The sequence below is a fragment of the Vogesella amnigena genome, from assembly GCF_042648905.1.
GTDB classification, from domain to species: domain Bacteria; phylum Pseudomonadota; class Gammaproteobacteria; order Burkholderiales; family Chromobacteriaceae; genus Vogesella; species Vogesella amnigena.
The window spans coordinates 116,821-129,766 of sequence record NZ_JBHRYH010000046.1 but is presented as its reverse complement, the minus strand read 5'-3'; the positions used below and the strand labels follow the sequence as shown (position 1 = coordinate 129,766).

At 64.6% G+C, this 12,946-nt stretch carries 16 protein-coding genes; 11 read left to right on the top strand and 5 right to left on the bottom strand.

The window, feature by feature from the left end:
• Positions 1-60 precede the first annotated feature (60 nt).
• From ACFOKJ_RS16335 to ACFOKJ_RS16325, 3 genes are all read left to right on the top strand, one after another.
• Positions 61-384 carry a copper-binding protein gene (locus tag ACFOKJ_RS16335; protein ID WP_390281587.1) on the top strand — a complete coding sequence of 108 codons (324 nt, stop codon included), beginning with the start codon at positions 61-63 and terminating at the stop codon, positions 382-384.
• Between the two features lie 25 nt (positions 385-409).
• Positions 410-934 carry a c-type cytochrome gene (locus ACFOKJ_RS16330; protein WP_390281584.1) on the top strand — a complete coding sequence of 175 codons (525 nt, stop codon included), beginning with the start codon at positions 410-412 and terminating at the stop codon, positions 932-934.
• A 62-nt stretch (positions 935-996) separates the two neighbouring features.
• The gene (locus ACFOKJ_RS16325; RefSeq protein WP_390281582.1) at positions 997-1,998 is read left to right on the top strand and encodes a YncE family protein; all 1,002 of its coding nucleotides are present in this window, start codon (positions 997-999) and stop codon (positions 1,996-1,998) included.
• Positions 1,999-2,018: 20 nt separating this feature from the next.
• Here the strand turns inward: ACFOKJ_RS16325 and ACFOKJ_RS16320 are convergent, their stop codons facing one another.
• The 3 genes from ACFOKJ_RS16320 to ACFOKJ_RS16310 are packed head-to-tail and all read right to left on the bottom strand — an operon-like array spanning position 2,019 to position 4,608.
• Positions 2,019-2,459 carry a carboxymuconolactone decarboxylase family protein gene (locus tag ACFOKJ_RS16320; RefSeq protein ID WP_390281579.1) on the bottom strand — a complete coding sequence of 147 codons (441 nt, stop codon included), beginning with the start codon at positions 2,457-2,459 and terminating at the stop codon, positions 2,019-2,021.
• A gap of 36 nt (positions 2,460-2,495) precedes the next feature.
• Complete coding sequence (locus ACFOKJ_RS16315) at positions 2,496-3,905, bottom strand: MFS transporter (RefSeq protein ID WP_390281577.1); 1,410 nt, start codon at positions 3,903-3,905, stop codon at positions 2,496-2,498.
• A gap of 34 nt (positions 3,906-3,939) precedes the next feature.
• A complete protein-coding gene (locus ACFOKJ_RS16310; protein ID WP_390281575.1) occupies positions 3,940-4,608 on the bottom strand; it encodes a class I SAM-dependent methyltransferase in 669 nt (222 codons plus the stop codon).
• A gap of 120 nt (positions 4,609-4,728) precedes the next feature.
• On the opposite strand from ACFOKJ_RS16310, the gene ACFOKJ_RS16305 reads away from it, so the two are divergent.
• The 7 genes from ACFOKJ_RS16305 (at position 4,729) to ACFOKJ_RS16275 (ending at position 10,141) form a co-directional block, all read left to right on the top strand.
• Positions 4,729-5,622 (top strand): LysR family transcriptional regulator, encoded by an 894-nt coding sequence (locus ACFOKJ_RS16305; protein ID WP_390281573.1) that lies wholly within the window; start codon positions 4,729-4,731, stop codon positions 5,620-5,622.
• Between the two features lie 435 nt (positions 5,623-6,057).
• Complete coding sequence (locus ACFOKJ_RS16300) at positions 6,058-6,492, top strand: Fur family transcriptional regulator (protein ID WP_390281571.1); 435 nt, start codon at positions 6,058-6,060, stop codon at positions 6,490-6,492.
• Entirely contained in the window at positions 6,480-7,421 is a 942-nt protein-coding gene (locus tag ACFOKJ_RS16295) for a CobW family GTP-binding protein (RefSeq protein WP_390281569.1), read from the top strand. Before ACFOKJ_RS16300 ends, ACFOKJ_RS16295 begins: the two co-directional genes overlap by 13 nt.
• A 1-nt stretch (position 7,422) precedes the next feature.
• Positions 7,423-7,632 (top strand): hypothetical protein, encoded by a 210-nt coding sequence (locus ACFOKJ_RS16290; RefSeq protein WP_390281567.1) that lies wholly within the window; start codon positions 7,423-7,425, stop codon positions 7,630-7,632.
• On the top strand, positions 7,629-8,375 hold the full coding sequence (locus ACFOKJ_RS16285) for a metal ABC transporter ATP-binding protein (RefSeq protein WP_390281566.1): 747 nt from the start codon (positions 7,629-7,631) through the stop codon (positions 8,373-8,375). Before ACFOKJ_RS16290 ends, ACFOKJ_RS16285 begins: the two co-directional genes overlap by 4 nt.
• On the top strand, positions 8,372-9,244 hold the full coding sequence (locus tag ACFOKJ_RS16280) for a metal ABC transporter permease (RefSeq protein WP_390281563.1): 873 nt from the start codon (positions 8,372-8,374) through the stop codon (positions 9,242-9,244). The genes ACFOKJ_RS16285 and ACFOKJ_RS16280 overlap by 4 nt, the downstream gene beginning before the upstream one ends.
• A 9-nt stretch (positions 9,245-9,253) precedes the next feature.
• Positions 9,254-10,141 carry a metal ABC transporter substrate-binding protein gene (locus ACFOKJ_RS16275; RefSeq protein WP_390281560.1) on the top strand — a complete coding sequence of 296 codons (888 nt, stop codon included), beginning with the start codon at positions 9,254-9,256 and terminating at the stop codon, positions 10,139-10,141.
• On the opposite strand, the gene ACFOKJ_RS16270 is transcribed toward ACFOKJ_RS16275, so the two are convergent.
• Positions 10,131-10,826 (bottom strand): sulfite exporter TauE/SafE family protein, encoded by a 696-nt coding sequence (locus ACFOKJ_RS16270; protein WP_390281558.1) that lies wholly within the window; start codon positions 10,824-10,826, stop codon positions 10,131-10,133. The genes ACFOKJ_RS16275 and ACFOKJ_RS16270 overlap by 11 nt on opposite strands.
• 257 nt (positions 10,827-11,083) lie before the next feature.
• On the opposite strand from ACFOKJ_RS16270, the gene ACFOKJ_RS16265 reads away from it, so the two are divergent.
• A complete protein-coding gene (locus ACFOKJ_RS16265) occupies positions 11,084-11,869 on the top strand; it encodes an enoyl-CoA hydratase (protein WP_390281556.1) in 786 nt (261 codons plus the stop codon).
• 81 nt (positions 11,870-11,950) lie between these two features.
• Here ACFOKJ_RS16265 and ACFOKJ_RS16260 read toward each other — a convergent pair whose 3' ends face one another.
• The gene (locus ACFOKJ_RS16260) at positions 11,951-12,871 is read right to left on the bottom strand and encodes a DUF808 domain-containing protein (protein ID WP_390281555.1); all 921 of its coding nucleotides are present in this window, start codon (positions 12,869-12,871) and stop codon (positions 11,951-11,953) included.
• Between the last annotated feature and the right edge of the window lie 75 nt (positions 12,872-12,946).

Here is a 12,946-nt window from a genome sequence, read left to right as displayed (position 1 = left end):
CTCCACGCGTGGCCGGCCGGCTGGCCGCCCGCTGTTTTCCCTTTTCAGGAGCATGACACCATGACTATTCGCGCATTGATTCTCGCTACCTCTCTCGGCCTGGCCGCCCTCAGCCCGGTTGTCCATGCGGCTCAGGCGGCTGCAACAAGCAGCAGCATGGACATGCTGACCGATGGCGAAGTCCGCAAGATCGACCCGACTGCCGGCAAGATCACCATCAAGCATGGGCCGATCACCCATATGGACATGCCGGGCATGACCATGGTGTTCACCGCCAGGGACAAGGCGCTGCTGGACAAGGTCAAGGTGGGCGACAAGATCCGTTTCATGGTCAGCCATGAAGACGGCAAGATGCTGGTGACCGAGATTCAGCCCGCCAGCTGATGCGCATGGCCGGGGACACCCGGCCATGTCTTATCCACCTGAAGCCAACCGTAAAGCCATGCCGTCACTTACCCGCAAACAGAAAATCGCCTCCGTCACCGTAATCGGCCTGTTGGCCGCAGGCTTGGGAGCTTATTGGTATATCGGCAGCCAGTCTGTGCCGGAGTCCCGCATCTTGCGTCCGGACGATGCCGCCGTGGTGGCGCGCGGCCAGCAGGTGTACCTGGCCAATTGCGCCAGCTGCCATGGCAGCAAGCTGGAGGGGCAAGCCAACTGGCGCGAGCGTAATGCCCAGGGCATGCTGCCGGCGCCGCCGCATGATGAAAGCGGGCATACCTGGCACCACCCGGACGAGATGCTGTTTGCCATCACCAAGTATGGTGTGGCCAAGGTTACCGGCATGACGGACTACCAGTCCGCCATGCCGCTTTACGAAGGCAAGCTCAGCGATGCCGACATCATCGCTGTGCTGTCGTGGATCAAAAGCCAGTGGCCGGCAGAGATCCGCACCCAGCACGATGCGGTAAACCAGCGCGCCCGGGAAGGCTGACCCGCCGCCGGGCCTCGCTGCCCAGGGCGGACCGAATCTGTTGTTATCTGAAGGGAAATGCTATGCGTCGTACCGCTTCTGCAGCATGGCTGCTGAGTCTGTCACTGTTGGCCACCTCCGCACTGGCGGCACCGTCCGGCACGGTGTTTACCGCAAATGAACGGGGCAACTCCATCAGCCAGATTTCGCTGGCCGATGGCAAGGTCACTACCATCCCGCTGGAAATCTCGCCGCACAATGTGCAGGTCAGTGCCGATGGCAAGCGTCTGCTGGCGGTGGGCATGAACATTCATGCCGGCCACCATGGCAGCGGGCAGGCCGGCGGCGAGCTGCAGGTATTCGAACTGCCGCTGGGCAGCAAGCCGAACCTGGTGCTGCCGGTGGCCGGGCATCCGGGCCATGTCGTTACCGACCGCGACAGCAAGCTGGCCTTTGTTACTGATGCCGACAACAACGCGGTACAGGTCTATGAGCTGGAGAGTAAGCGGCAGATCGCCACCATCAAGACCGGCAACTATCCACACGGTCTGCGCCTGAGCCCGGATGGCAACAGCCTGTATGTGGCCAACGTGAAGAGCGACAGCGTATCGGTGATCGACGTGGCCAGCCTGCGGGAAACCGGGCGTATCGCCGTGGGCAATGCGCCGGTGCAGGTGGGTTTCGCCGCCGATGGCAAGCAGGCCTATGTGTCGCTGAGCGCGGAAAACGCATTGGGCCTGATCGATACCGCCAGCCGCAAACTGAGCGGCAAGGTAAAGGTTGGCCGCAACCCTATCCAGATGTACGCCACCCCGGATGGCAGCAAGGTGTTTGTAGCCAATCAGGGTAGCAGCAAGCAGCCGGATAACCGGGTGACGGTGGTGGACCCGGCTGCCGGCAAGGTGATTGCCGAAGTGCCGACTGGCAACGGCGCGCACGGTGTGGCCATCAGCAGTGATGGCCAGTACGTGTTTGTCAGCAATATCGAAGCCGGCTCGGTGTCGGTGATCGACAGCCGCAGCCTGCGTGTCATCAACAGCTACCCGGTGGGGGCCGGGCCGAACGGTATCAGCTATCGCGACTAGCGACTGTCCGTCACTGCCGCTCAGCCGGCTGGCAGCTTGCGAAAGGCGATGGCAAAGCGGTTCCAGGCATTGATGGTGGTAATCAGCAGGGTGAGATCCACCAGTTCGGCATCCTGAAACTGTTCGCGTACCTGCTGCCAGCTGGCATCCGGAACATGGTTGTCCGCCACTAGGGTAAGGTCTTCGGTCCAGAGCAGGGCGGCGCGTTCACGCGGGCTGAACAGCGCTGCCTCGCGCCAGGCGGGCAGCAAGGCCAGCCGGCGGTCATCGATGCCGGCGCGGCGGGCATCGGCAGTGTGCACATCCATGCAATAGGCGCAGCCATTGAGCTGGGAGGCGCGCAGGCGTACCAGCTCCTGCAGTGCTGGCTCCAGCGTGCTGGCGGCCAGTTGGCCATCCAGGCTTTTCAGTGCGCGCATGGCGGCCGGGTTGGCCTGAAAGAAAGGGAGTCGGGTCTGCATGATGTTTCCTCGTGGTGTGGTGGTGGGTAGGGTGTTTCAGTTGCTGGCCGGCACAGTCTGCAGGCGCCAGCCAAGCAGCATGGCGCTGGCGATCAGCAGCGCTGCCAGGGAAAAGGTCAGGTGCAGGCCGCTGCTGCTGGCTGCCGCGCTGGCCGCCCCGTGCGTAACGCTGCCGCTGGCGGTGGCGAATACCGCACCCATGGCGGCGGCACCGGTGATCAGCCCAAGGTTGCGCGCCAGGTTCAGCAGGCCGGAGATCAGGCCGCGCTGTTCCGCCGCCACGCCATGCATCACGCCGGTGTTGTTGGCCGCCTGGAACAGTGCATAGCCAGCAGTCAGGGTGACGATGGCCAAGAGGTAGCCGGTGCTGCCCATGCTCAGCGGCAGCATGGCCAGCCCGCTGCTGCCGGCCAGCATTGCCAGCAGGCCCAGCAGCACCATGCGGCCAGCACCGTAGCGATCCACCAGCCGCCCGGACGGCACGCCGCCAAACGCTGCCACCAGCGGCCCGGCGCTCATCACCAGCCCGAGCTGTGTGCTGCTCAGCGCCAGGGCGCGGCTCAAGTAGAACGGTCCCACTACCAGGGTGGCCATCACCACCGCGGCCACCATGCCACTCATCAGCAGGCTGAGCAGTAGTTGCGGGCGGCGCAGCAGCGACAGCCGGATCAGCGGCGTGGCGGCGCGTTGCTGGCTGCGCAGGAACAGAGCGCCCCCCAGTAGCGCCAGCAACAGCAGGGTGCTGTTGCTTTGCTGCCAGCTGCCGTGGCCGCTGGTCATCGCCAGTGCGTAGCAGCCCAGGCTCAGGGCCAGCAGCAGGGTGCCAAGCGGGTCGTGGCCACCGGCAGGCGCGGCAGCTTGCTTGCTGGCCGGCAGGTGGCGCTGCAATAACAGCAGTGTCAGCCCGCCCAGGGGCACCAGCACCAGGAACAGCGACTGCCAGCCCAGGCTGCCCAGCAGCAAGCCGCCCAGCGAGGGGCCGAGTGCGGTGCCGATGGCAGAGCTGGTGCCCAGCAGGCCCATGGCCTGGCCGGTACGCTCCCTGGGCACGATGTCGGCGACATAGGCCATGCTCAGCGCCATCATCAGCGCCGCGCCGGCGCCCTGTATGGCGCGTGCGGCGATCAGCAGTGGTAGCGAAGGGTAGCTGCACAGCAGTGACGCCAGGCTGAACAGCGCCACGCCGCCCAGCAGCAGGCGCCGGCGGCCCAGCATGTCACCCAGCCGGCCGGCGCTGACAATCAGGGTGGTAATCGCCAGCAGGTAGGCCAGTACAACCCACTGCACTTGCTGGAACGATGCCTGGAACACGCTGCTCAGGCTGGGGAGTGCCACGTTGGCGATGCTGGTGCCCAGCGATGACAGCAACATGGTCAGTGACAGGCTCAGCAGCGCGCGGCGTTCGCCGGTGCTGGGCGCCGGCAGGGGGGAAGCAAGAGTCGGCATGATGTTCTCCAGAGGTTGGCCGCAGCCATGGGGGTTAGCGACGGCTGGCGCGCAGCAGGCAGTCCAGCGCCTGGCGCGGCCCATCGGCGGTCTGTACCGTGCGCGGCAGCTGTGCCGCCTGTTCGATATGCAGTTCGTCAGCCAGCAGGCTTGCCAGCTGTGCGGCGCTGTACAGCACCTCGGCATGGCGCGGGCCGCCATGGCCGTGACTGAGGTTCTGCGGGTCATGGGCGATCAGCAGCAGGGTGCCGCCGGGCGCCACTGCCTTGGCCGCACGTAGCAGGATGGGCGCCAGTGTTGGCCATGGCAGCTGCAGATACAGCACGGTGACCAGATCGTAATGCCCTGCTGCCGGCTGGTAGGTTTCCAGGTCGGCGCAAATGCAGTGCAGCTGTGCATCCAGCTGGCGCGATGCAGCCAGCCGCCGGCCCTTGGCCAGCGCCAGCGCGGCGAAATCCACCGCGTCCACCGTCCAGCCCTGGCTGGCAAGCCAGATGGCGTTGCGGCATTCCCCGGCGGCCAGGTCCAGCGCGCGGCCAGCCGGCAAGGTGGCGCTTTGCTCGGCCAGCAGGGCATTGGGATGCACGCTCCACAGGAAGTCGTCATTGGCATAGCGGCGGTTCCAGTCGTCCGCGCCCATATGCCAGGGCGGAGTATCCGCCGTGGTGGGTTGCAGGTTGGGGGTATGGTGTTGCTGGGTCATGGCTTGGGCTCCTGAACAAGATATTCAGCAGCTTATGCCGCGGTATAAAATGGCGGAAGGCGCACGATTTGCACTTTATACGTGCACCGTATGCACTGATTGCGTTTGCCAGGAGGCACCATGACCACCCCGCCAGATCTGAACCTGTTATTTACGTTGGATGCACTGCTGAGCGAAGGCAGCGTGGCGGGCGCGGCCCGTCGACTGGGGTTGAGCCCGTCCGCCATGAGCCGGGCGCTGCAGCGGCTGCGTGACAGCACCGGCGACCCCCTGCTGGTGCGCGCTGGTCGTGGCCTGGTGGCCACGCCACGGGCCGAGGCGCTGCGCGCGCAGGTCAGCCCGCTGTTACAGCAGGTGTTGCAGGTGCTCAGCCCGGAGGTGGTGCCGGATCTGCTGCAGGTGCAACGCCGCTTTACCCTGCTGTGCAGCGATGGTTTCGTGGAAAACTTCGGCCCGCAGCTGCTGGCCCGCATCGCGGACGCGGCGCCGGGTATCCAGCTGAGTTTCATCGGCAAAACCCGGCGCGATAACAGCCTGCTGCGCGATGGTAGTGCCGACCTGGAGACTGGTGTGGTGGGCAAAATCACCGCGCAGGAGCTGCATGCGCGTGCCCTGTTTCATGACCATTTCGTGGGTGTGGTGCGGGCAGGGCACCCGCTGCTGGAGGGCGACATCAGCATGGCGCGCTACGCCGCCTGTGACCATGTGGCCGATTCGCGGCATGGCTTCGGGCAGGACCCGGTGGATGTGGCGTTGGCCGCGCACGGCCTGTCGCGGCGCATCGTTACCTCGGTAGCCGGCTTTGCGCCGGCGCTGGCACTGGCGCGGCACGGCGAACTGGTGGCCACCGTGCCGGAGCGGCATACCCGCAACCTGCGCAGCGGGCTGGAGACCTTCGTGCTGCCGGTGGCGGTGGCCGACATCACGCTGTCCATGCTGTGGCACCCACGGCTGGACGCCGACCCGCTGCATCGCTGGCTGCGCAACACCTTGCGCGAGGTGTGTACCGGCTAGCAAGGCGCTGCACAATTTAGGCCGCAGCGAAAAACTGCCGCTTCCGTCGTGATGCTGCGTTGCTCGTGACAGCTGTTCCGGGCCGGTGACGAGGGGGCAAATGGTGGCGGCGGCAGGCAACTGTTGTTCGTGACTGCTCAGCACCAGCTTCTGCCAGTCGTCGATGATGGCGATGACGTGGCGCATTGCTGGCGAGCCCTCGCGGCTTGTGAACACTATGTGGTTGCGCCGGTTTCCCGAGTGTTAGCACGCAGGTTTTCTATGTCAGAGCAGGCGGATTCCGGCGTTGTTCGGGTTTGGCCGGCTGGTGCGTGCTCATAGGTGGTTGATTTCGCATGGTGGATGGCTGCCGGATTGCGGAACCGTGCCTTGTTTGACCCTCGTTAAGTTATACCGTAACATTCGCGAATTCATATAGTTTGTGTAAACCCTGTCATGGATAGTGCCAGCTTTATTGCCGCCGCCGATCGCCATTGCCAGACCCAGGGTGCCAGGCTCACCAGCCTGCGCCGCCAGGTGCTGGAGCTGGTGCTGGACTACGACGGTGTGGTGAAGGCCTACCAGGTGCTGGCTGATCTGCAGCGCCTGCGTGGCATTGCCGCGCCGCCTACCGTGTATCGCGCGCTGGACTTCCTGGTGGCTACCGGGCTGCTGCACAAGGTGGATGCGCTGAACGGCTACATTGTCTGCCGCCATGTTGGCTGCAGCCATGAAGGCCTGATTCTGGTGTGCAGCCAGTGCGGCAAGGTACAGGAGCTGGATGCCACGCCGATGCTGGCACTGCTGCGCGAACAGGCCGGTGGCGAAGGCTTTGCCATCGGCCCGCAAAATCTGATGCTGACAGGGCTCTGTCAAGGATGCCAAGCATGAAAAAGACCCGGGTGAATGTGCTGACCGGCTTTCTGGGCGTGGGCAAGACCACGGCCCTGCGCCATTTGATCAGCCAGCGTCCGCGTGACGAGAAGTGGGCGATCATCGTCAACGAATTCGGCGAGATCGGCATCGACGGCGCAGTGCTGGACGATGGCGAGCTGCCGGTGGCGGAGATCGCCGGCGGCTGCCTGTGTTGCGTGGCCGGGCCGCAGATGACGGTAACGGTGGCCAACCTGCTGCGCCGCGAAAAGCCGGACCGGCTGATCATCGAGGCCAGTGGCCTGGCGCACGCAGCCGGGCTGATCGACGAGCTGCGCACCGAGCCGCTGGGCAATGCGCTGGAGCTGGGCGCGGTGCTGACGCTGGTGGACCCGCGCCAGTTCGTCAACAACGATTACTTCCGTCAGCCGCTGTACCGCGACCAGGTGATGGTGGCCGATGTGCTGCTGGCTACCAAGTGCGATCTGACCGATGCCGACACCCTGGCCACCTACCGTGACAAGGCGGCGCAGCTGTTTCCGCCCAAATCGCTGGTGGCGGAGATACATCATGGCGCGGCCAGCCCGCAGTGGCTGAACGCCGCCGGAGCCGACAAGCCGCGTTACCGTCCGGCGGTGCGACAGGACGATGCGCCCGGCTGGCAGTCGCAGGGCTGGACGCTGCCGGCGGACAAGGCGTTTTCCGGTGAGGCGCTGACGGACTTTTTCGACCGCCTGCCGCAGATGGTGGACGGACTGGTGCGCGCCAAGGGCGTGTTCCAGGTGATGGATTCCTGGTTGTGGCTGAACTGGACCGATGGCCGCTGGGCCGCCAACCAGGTGGCCTGGCGTCGTGACAACCGTTTTGAACTGATTGCCAGCAGTCTGGACGCAGCCGCCATCGAGGCGGCACTGCATGCCTGCCTGGAACCGTGGTCGCAGGACTGATATGGCCGAGCATCATTATGATCATGCTGGGCATGAGCACGCGCATGAACATGCGCATTCCCACCCACACCCGCATGCCGCCGGTGAGCACGGCCATCTGCCAGGCTGGCGCCTGCTGGCCATGGCGGCCTGGCAGCGCCTGCTGCTGGCCAGTGGCTTGCTGTTGCTGCTGTGGCTGCTGGTGTGGTGGGCACTGGGAGCAGAAGCTTGATTACGCTGCATAACCTTACCGTGTCCTACCAGCGCCACCCGGCCGTTCACCATGTGAGCGGCCGCTTTGCTCCGGGGCTGGCCACCGCCATCTTCGGGCCGAACGGCGCCGGCAAGAGCACCTTGCTGAAGACCATCATGGGCGCGATTCGCCCCGACAGCGGCGAGGTGCGTTTCGACGGCATCAGCCGCAAGGATATTGCCTACCTGCCGCAACAGTCGGAAATCGACCGCAGTCTGCCGGTGTCGGTCATCGACCTGGTCAGCAGCGGTCACTGGCGCAGCAGCGGGCTGTTTGGCCAGGTTGGCCGCAAGCAGGACCAGCTCAGCTGGGATGCGCTGGTTACCGTGGGGCTGGAGGATTTTGCGCTGCACCCGGTGTCGGCGCTGTCCAGCGGCCAGTTCCAGCGCGTGCTGTTTGCCCGCATCCTGGTGCAGGATGCGCGACTGATCCTGCTGGACGAGCCATTCAACGCCGTGGATGCGCGCACCACTTTCGATCTGCTGGAGCTGGTGCGGCGCTGGCAGGAAGAGGGCCGCACGGTGATTGCCGTACTGCACGACTACGAGCAGGTACGGGCCTACTTTCCGCAAACCCTGCTGATGGCGCGCGAGGTGGTGGCCTGGGGAGCAACCAGCAGTGTGCTGAGCGATGACAACCTGCGCCGCGCCGCCGATACCGCTGCGCACTGGCAGGCCAATGCGCCAGTGTGCGCGGTGGATGTGACGGGAGCCGCCAAATGACGCTGCACGAAATGCTGATTTCCCCGTTTGCCGATTTCGCCTTCATGCGTCGCGCGCTGGTGGGTTGTCTGGCGTTGGCGCTGGGTAGTGCCCCGGTGGGGCTGCTGCTGGTGATGCGGCGCATGAGCCTGATGGGGGATGCCATGAGCCATGCGGTGCTGCCCGGCGCGGCAGTGGGCTACCTGCTGGCCGGCCTCAGCCTGCCGGCCATGAGCCTGGGCGGTTTTGTCGCCGGAGTGCTGGTGGCGCTGCTGGCTGGCTTGGCCACCCGCTACACCGAGGTAAAAGAGGACGCCAGCTTTGCCGGCTTTTATCTGCTGTCGCTGGCGCTGGGGGTGCTGCTGGTGTCCAAGAGCGGCAGTAATGTGGACCTGATGCACCTGCTGTTCGGCTCGGTGCTGGCGGTGGACGATGCAGCCATGCTGCTGGTGGCGGCGGTGGCCAGCGTCACCCTGCTGACCCTGGCCGCCATCTACCGTCCCTTGCTGCTGGAAAGCCTGGACCCGGTGTTCATGCGTGCCATCGGCGCCCGCGGCGGCGTGTGGCATCTGTTGTTCCTGCTGCTGGTGGTGCTGAACCTGGTGGCCGGTTTTCAGGCGCTGGGCACGCTGATGTCGGTGGGGCTGATGATGCTGCCTGCCATCTCCGCCCGGCTGTGGGCGGCCAGCGTTGGCCGCATGCTGCTGGTGGCATTGCTGATTGCCAGCCTGTCGGCTGTTGGTGGCCTGTTGCTGTCCTTCCATGCCGAACTGCCGTCCGGCCCGGCCATCATCCTGCTGGCGGGCCTGGCCTATCTGTTCTCCATGTTGCTGGCGCCGCAGGGCGGTCTGCTGCCGCGCCTGATCCGTTCCCGTCATCTCACCAATTAGGAGTTGTTGATGCGCAAGTTGTTTGTTGCTGCCTTGTTGCTTACCCCGGCATTGGCCATGGCCAAGGTGCCGGTGGTGGCCAGTTTCAGCATTGTTGCCGATATCACCCGCGAGATCGGCGGCGACAAGGTGGAGGTGCTGTCGCTGGTAGGGGCGGATCAGGACGCGCATGTGTTCCAGCCATCGCCGGCGGATGTGCGCAAGCTGGCTAGCGCCAAGGTGTTCGTGGTCAGTGGGCTGGGTTTTGAGGGCTGGATGCCACGCATGACGCGTGCGGCCGGCTTCAAGGGGTTGACGGTAGTGGCTGCGGCGCGGGTGAAACCACTTGCGGTGCAGGAGGAGGGCCATCACGAGAACGACGGTCATGACCACGGCAGTGTTGATCCGCACGCCTGGCACAACCCGCAGAACGTGATGCTGTACGCCGATGCGATTGCCGCCGGCCTTGCCAAGGCCGACCCGGCCAGTGCCGACGAATTCCGCCAGCGTGCCGCTGCCTACAAGGGCAAGCTCAAGGAACTGGATGCCTGGGCAGCGCAGCAATTTGCCAGCGTGCCGGCGGCACGTCGCAAGGTGCTGACTTCGCATGAAGCGTTTGGCTATCTGGCGGCGCGTTACCAGATCCGCTTCCTGGCGCCGCAGGGCATCAGCACCGAAGCAGAAGCTTCAGCCAAGGCCGTGGCACGGCTGATCCAGCAAGTGAAGAAAGAGCAGGTAAAGGCGGTGTTTTTCGAGAACATGGCCGACAAGCGCCTGCTGCAGCAGCTTGGCAAGGAGGCCGGCGTCAACCCTGGTGGCAAGCTGTACGCGGATGCACTGTCCAGTGACGGCAAGGCCGGCAGCTACCTGCAGCTATTCCGCAGCAATGTGACGTCGCTGCTTGGCGCTATGCGCTGAGCAGTAGTTGCGCCAGGTGCCAGCAACCGATGGCACTGACGGCCAGTCCCGCCACCAGGCGGACTGGCCGTTGTTGTTTCCACTGCCCGAGCTTGTGCGCAAACGCTCCCATCAGCAGCAGGTTGGGCAGGGTGCCAAGGCCGAAGCTGAGCATGACCAGCGCGCCACTGCTGGCGCTCTGGCTGGCCAGTGCCGCCAGGCTGGCGGTGTAGACCAGGCCGCAGGGCAGCCAGCCCCACAGCGCACCTACCAACACGCTCTGCCAGCCATGACGCAGCGGCAGCAGGCGGCGGGTCAGTGGCTGCAGCCGGCGCCATAACGGCTGGCCCAGGCGCTCGATACGGGTGACGACGCCGGACAGGCCGGCAAGGTACAGCCCCAGCAGGATCAGCAGCACGTTGGCCGCAGCGAACAGCCCCAGCTGCAGCGGGCGGAAATCCGCCTGCGCCACGCCCCATTGCGCCAGCCCGCCCAGCAGCGCGCCAATCAGCACATAGCTGGCCAGACGACCCAGGTTGTAGCCCAGCAGCAGCCAGGGCTTGCTGCCTTGCCCGGTTACCGAGATGGCAGTGACAATGCCGCCGCACATGCCAAGGCAGTGCACGCCGCCCAGCAGACCGGTGACAAAAAGTGAGAGCAGGCTGATTTCCAGCATGGTGAAGTGCAGGGCAGGGTAAAGCGCCATTGTAGCAGGCCGGTTTGCGGCGAAATTTTGTATTTTTAATCGATATGGCTATGAATAATGGCAATTCATGCTTATCGGGTTATTGCTCACGGATAGCTTGAAAAAACAGTGGGATAGTCCATCGTTATAACTGGAAAACCTGTCATGCCGACACCGAATGCCTGGCTTGCGTGTGCGTGCCTGGCGGGTGAACTCAGGGCAGATGCGTCTATCCCGACCGTGAGATACGGGTGCAGGAAAAGGGGGAGTAACACCGTATGAACAAGCAGATCGTGATAGAGCACCTGGGGCAGTCGGCGATCGTTACCATCGATAATCCGCCCGCCAATATCTGGGGGCTGAGTACGCTGCAGCAGTTGGCAGCCGCCATGGAGGCACTGGATCAGGAACAGTCGGTGCGCTCGGTAGTGATTACCGGTGCCGGCGACCGGTTTTTTTCCGCTGGCGCCGATTTGCAGCAGTTTGCCAAGGGCGACAGTCAACTGGCTGGCCGGGTGGCCGACGCTTTTGCGCTGGCATTCAACAGTATCCGCCGCTTTCGCGGCGTTACCGTGGCGGCAGTGAACGGCTACGCCTTGGGTGGCGGCCTGGAGTGTGCGCTGGCCTGCGACTATATCGTGGCCGAGCGTGGTGCCCGGTTGGGCTTGCCGGAAACCGCGGTGGGGCTGATACCCTGTGCCGGCGGTACCAAGGCCTTGGCGGATCGTGTCGGCGTGCCGTGGGCCAAACGCATCATTCTCGGTGGCGAAATGGTCAGTGCCGAACAGGCGCTGCGCATTGGCCTGGTGGAGGAAGTCACGGATACCGGTCTCGCCAAGATCATGGCCGTGAGCCTGGCCGGCAAGGTGGCGCAGCAGGGGCGCTCGGCGGTACTGGCTGCCAGGCAGCTGATCGAGGGCAGCCAGCAGACCACGCTGGAGCGGCAGCTGCTGCAGGAGAAAGCCGCTTTTCTGGAGCTGCTGGGCGGAGAGGAGCAAATGGAAGGCGTGGCCGCGTTCCTGGCCAAGCGCAAACCGGCCTGGCAGGAAGATGACGATGATTGATGCACCAGACTGATGCAACAAAAAAAGCCGTTCAGCGCCAGGCGCTGAACGGCTTTTGACTAGTGGTGTTCGCCCAATTGCTCAGGCAGCTGCCGGCTTGCGCAGGCGCGACACCAGGGTGAACAGGGCAACCAGAACGGCACCAGCCAGCAGGCCGACCAGCCCGTTCAGCAGCGCCGGCAGCATGGCGGCCAGCGGGCCTAGACCGCCGGCCAGCGCCGGGCTGGCCTCGATGGCGTGATGCAGCGGGGCGATGCCATGCGCCAGGATGCCGCCACCCACCAGGAATACGGCGATGGTGCCGGCTACCGACAGCAGGCGCATCAGCGGCGGCGCGGCATGCACCAGCATGCGGCCAACCGCCTGGCTGGCGGCATGCGGTTTTTGCGTCAGGAACAGACCGACATCATCCAGCTTGACGATGGCGGCCACCAGGCCGTACACCCCCAGCGTCATGGCGACAGAGATGCCTACCAGTACCGCCAGCTGGGTCATGAAAGGCTGGCTGGCCACGGTGCCCAGGGCAATGGCGATGATTTCCGCTGACAGAATGAAGTCGGTGGTGATGGCGCTTTTGATCTTGTCGCGCTCGAACGCCACCATGTCGATGGTCGGATCCTGCACTGCATGCAGCAGCTCCTCATGCGCCGCGTGCTCTTCGCTGGCATGCAGGTATTTGTGCGCCAGTTTTTCCGCGCCTTCGAAGCACAGAAACGCGCCGCCCAGCATCAGCAGCGGGGTGATCAGCCAGGGCAGCAGTGCGCCGATGGCGAGCGCAGCAGGCACCAGTATCGCCTTGTTGCGCAGCGAGCCTACCGCTACCGCCCATACCACCGGCAGTTCGCGTTCGGCGCGGATGCCGGTTACCTGTTGCGCATTCAACGCCAGATCATCGCCCAGCACCCCTGCGGTTTTCTTGGCGGCCACCTTGGTCATGGCGGCCACGTCATCCAGCAGGGTGGCGATGTCGTCAATCAGCATGAAAAGGCTACTGCCAGCCATTGAAGCTCCTGTATCTGATATGGGTAATGGGATGCCGCCAGTGCGGCGGCGGATAGCGAAGATAACAGGAAGTGC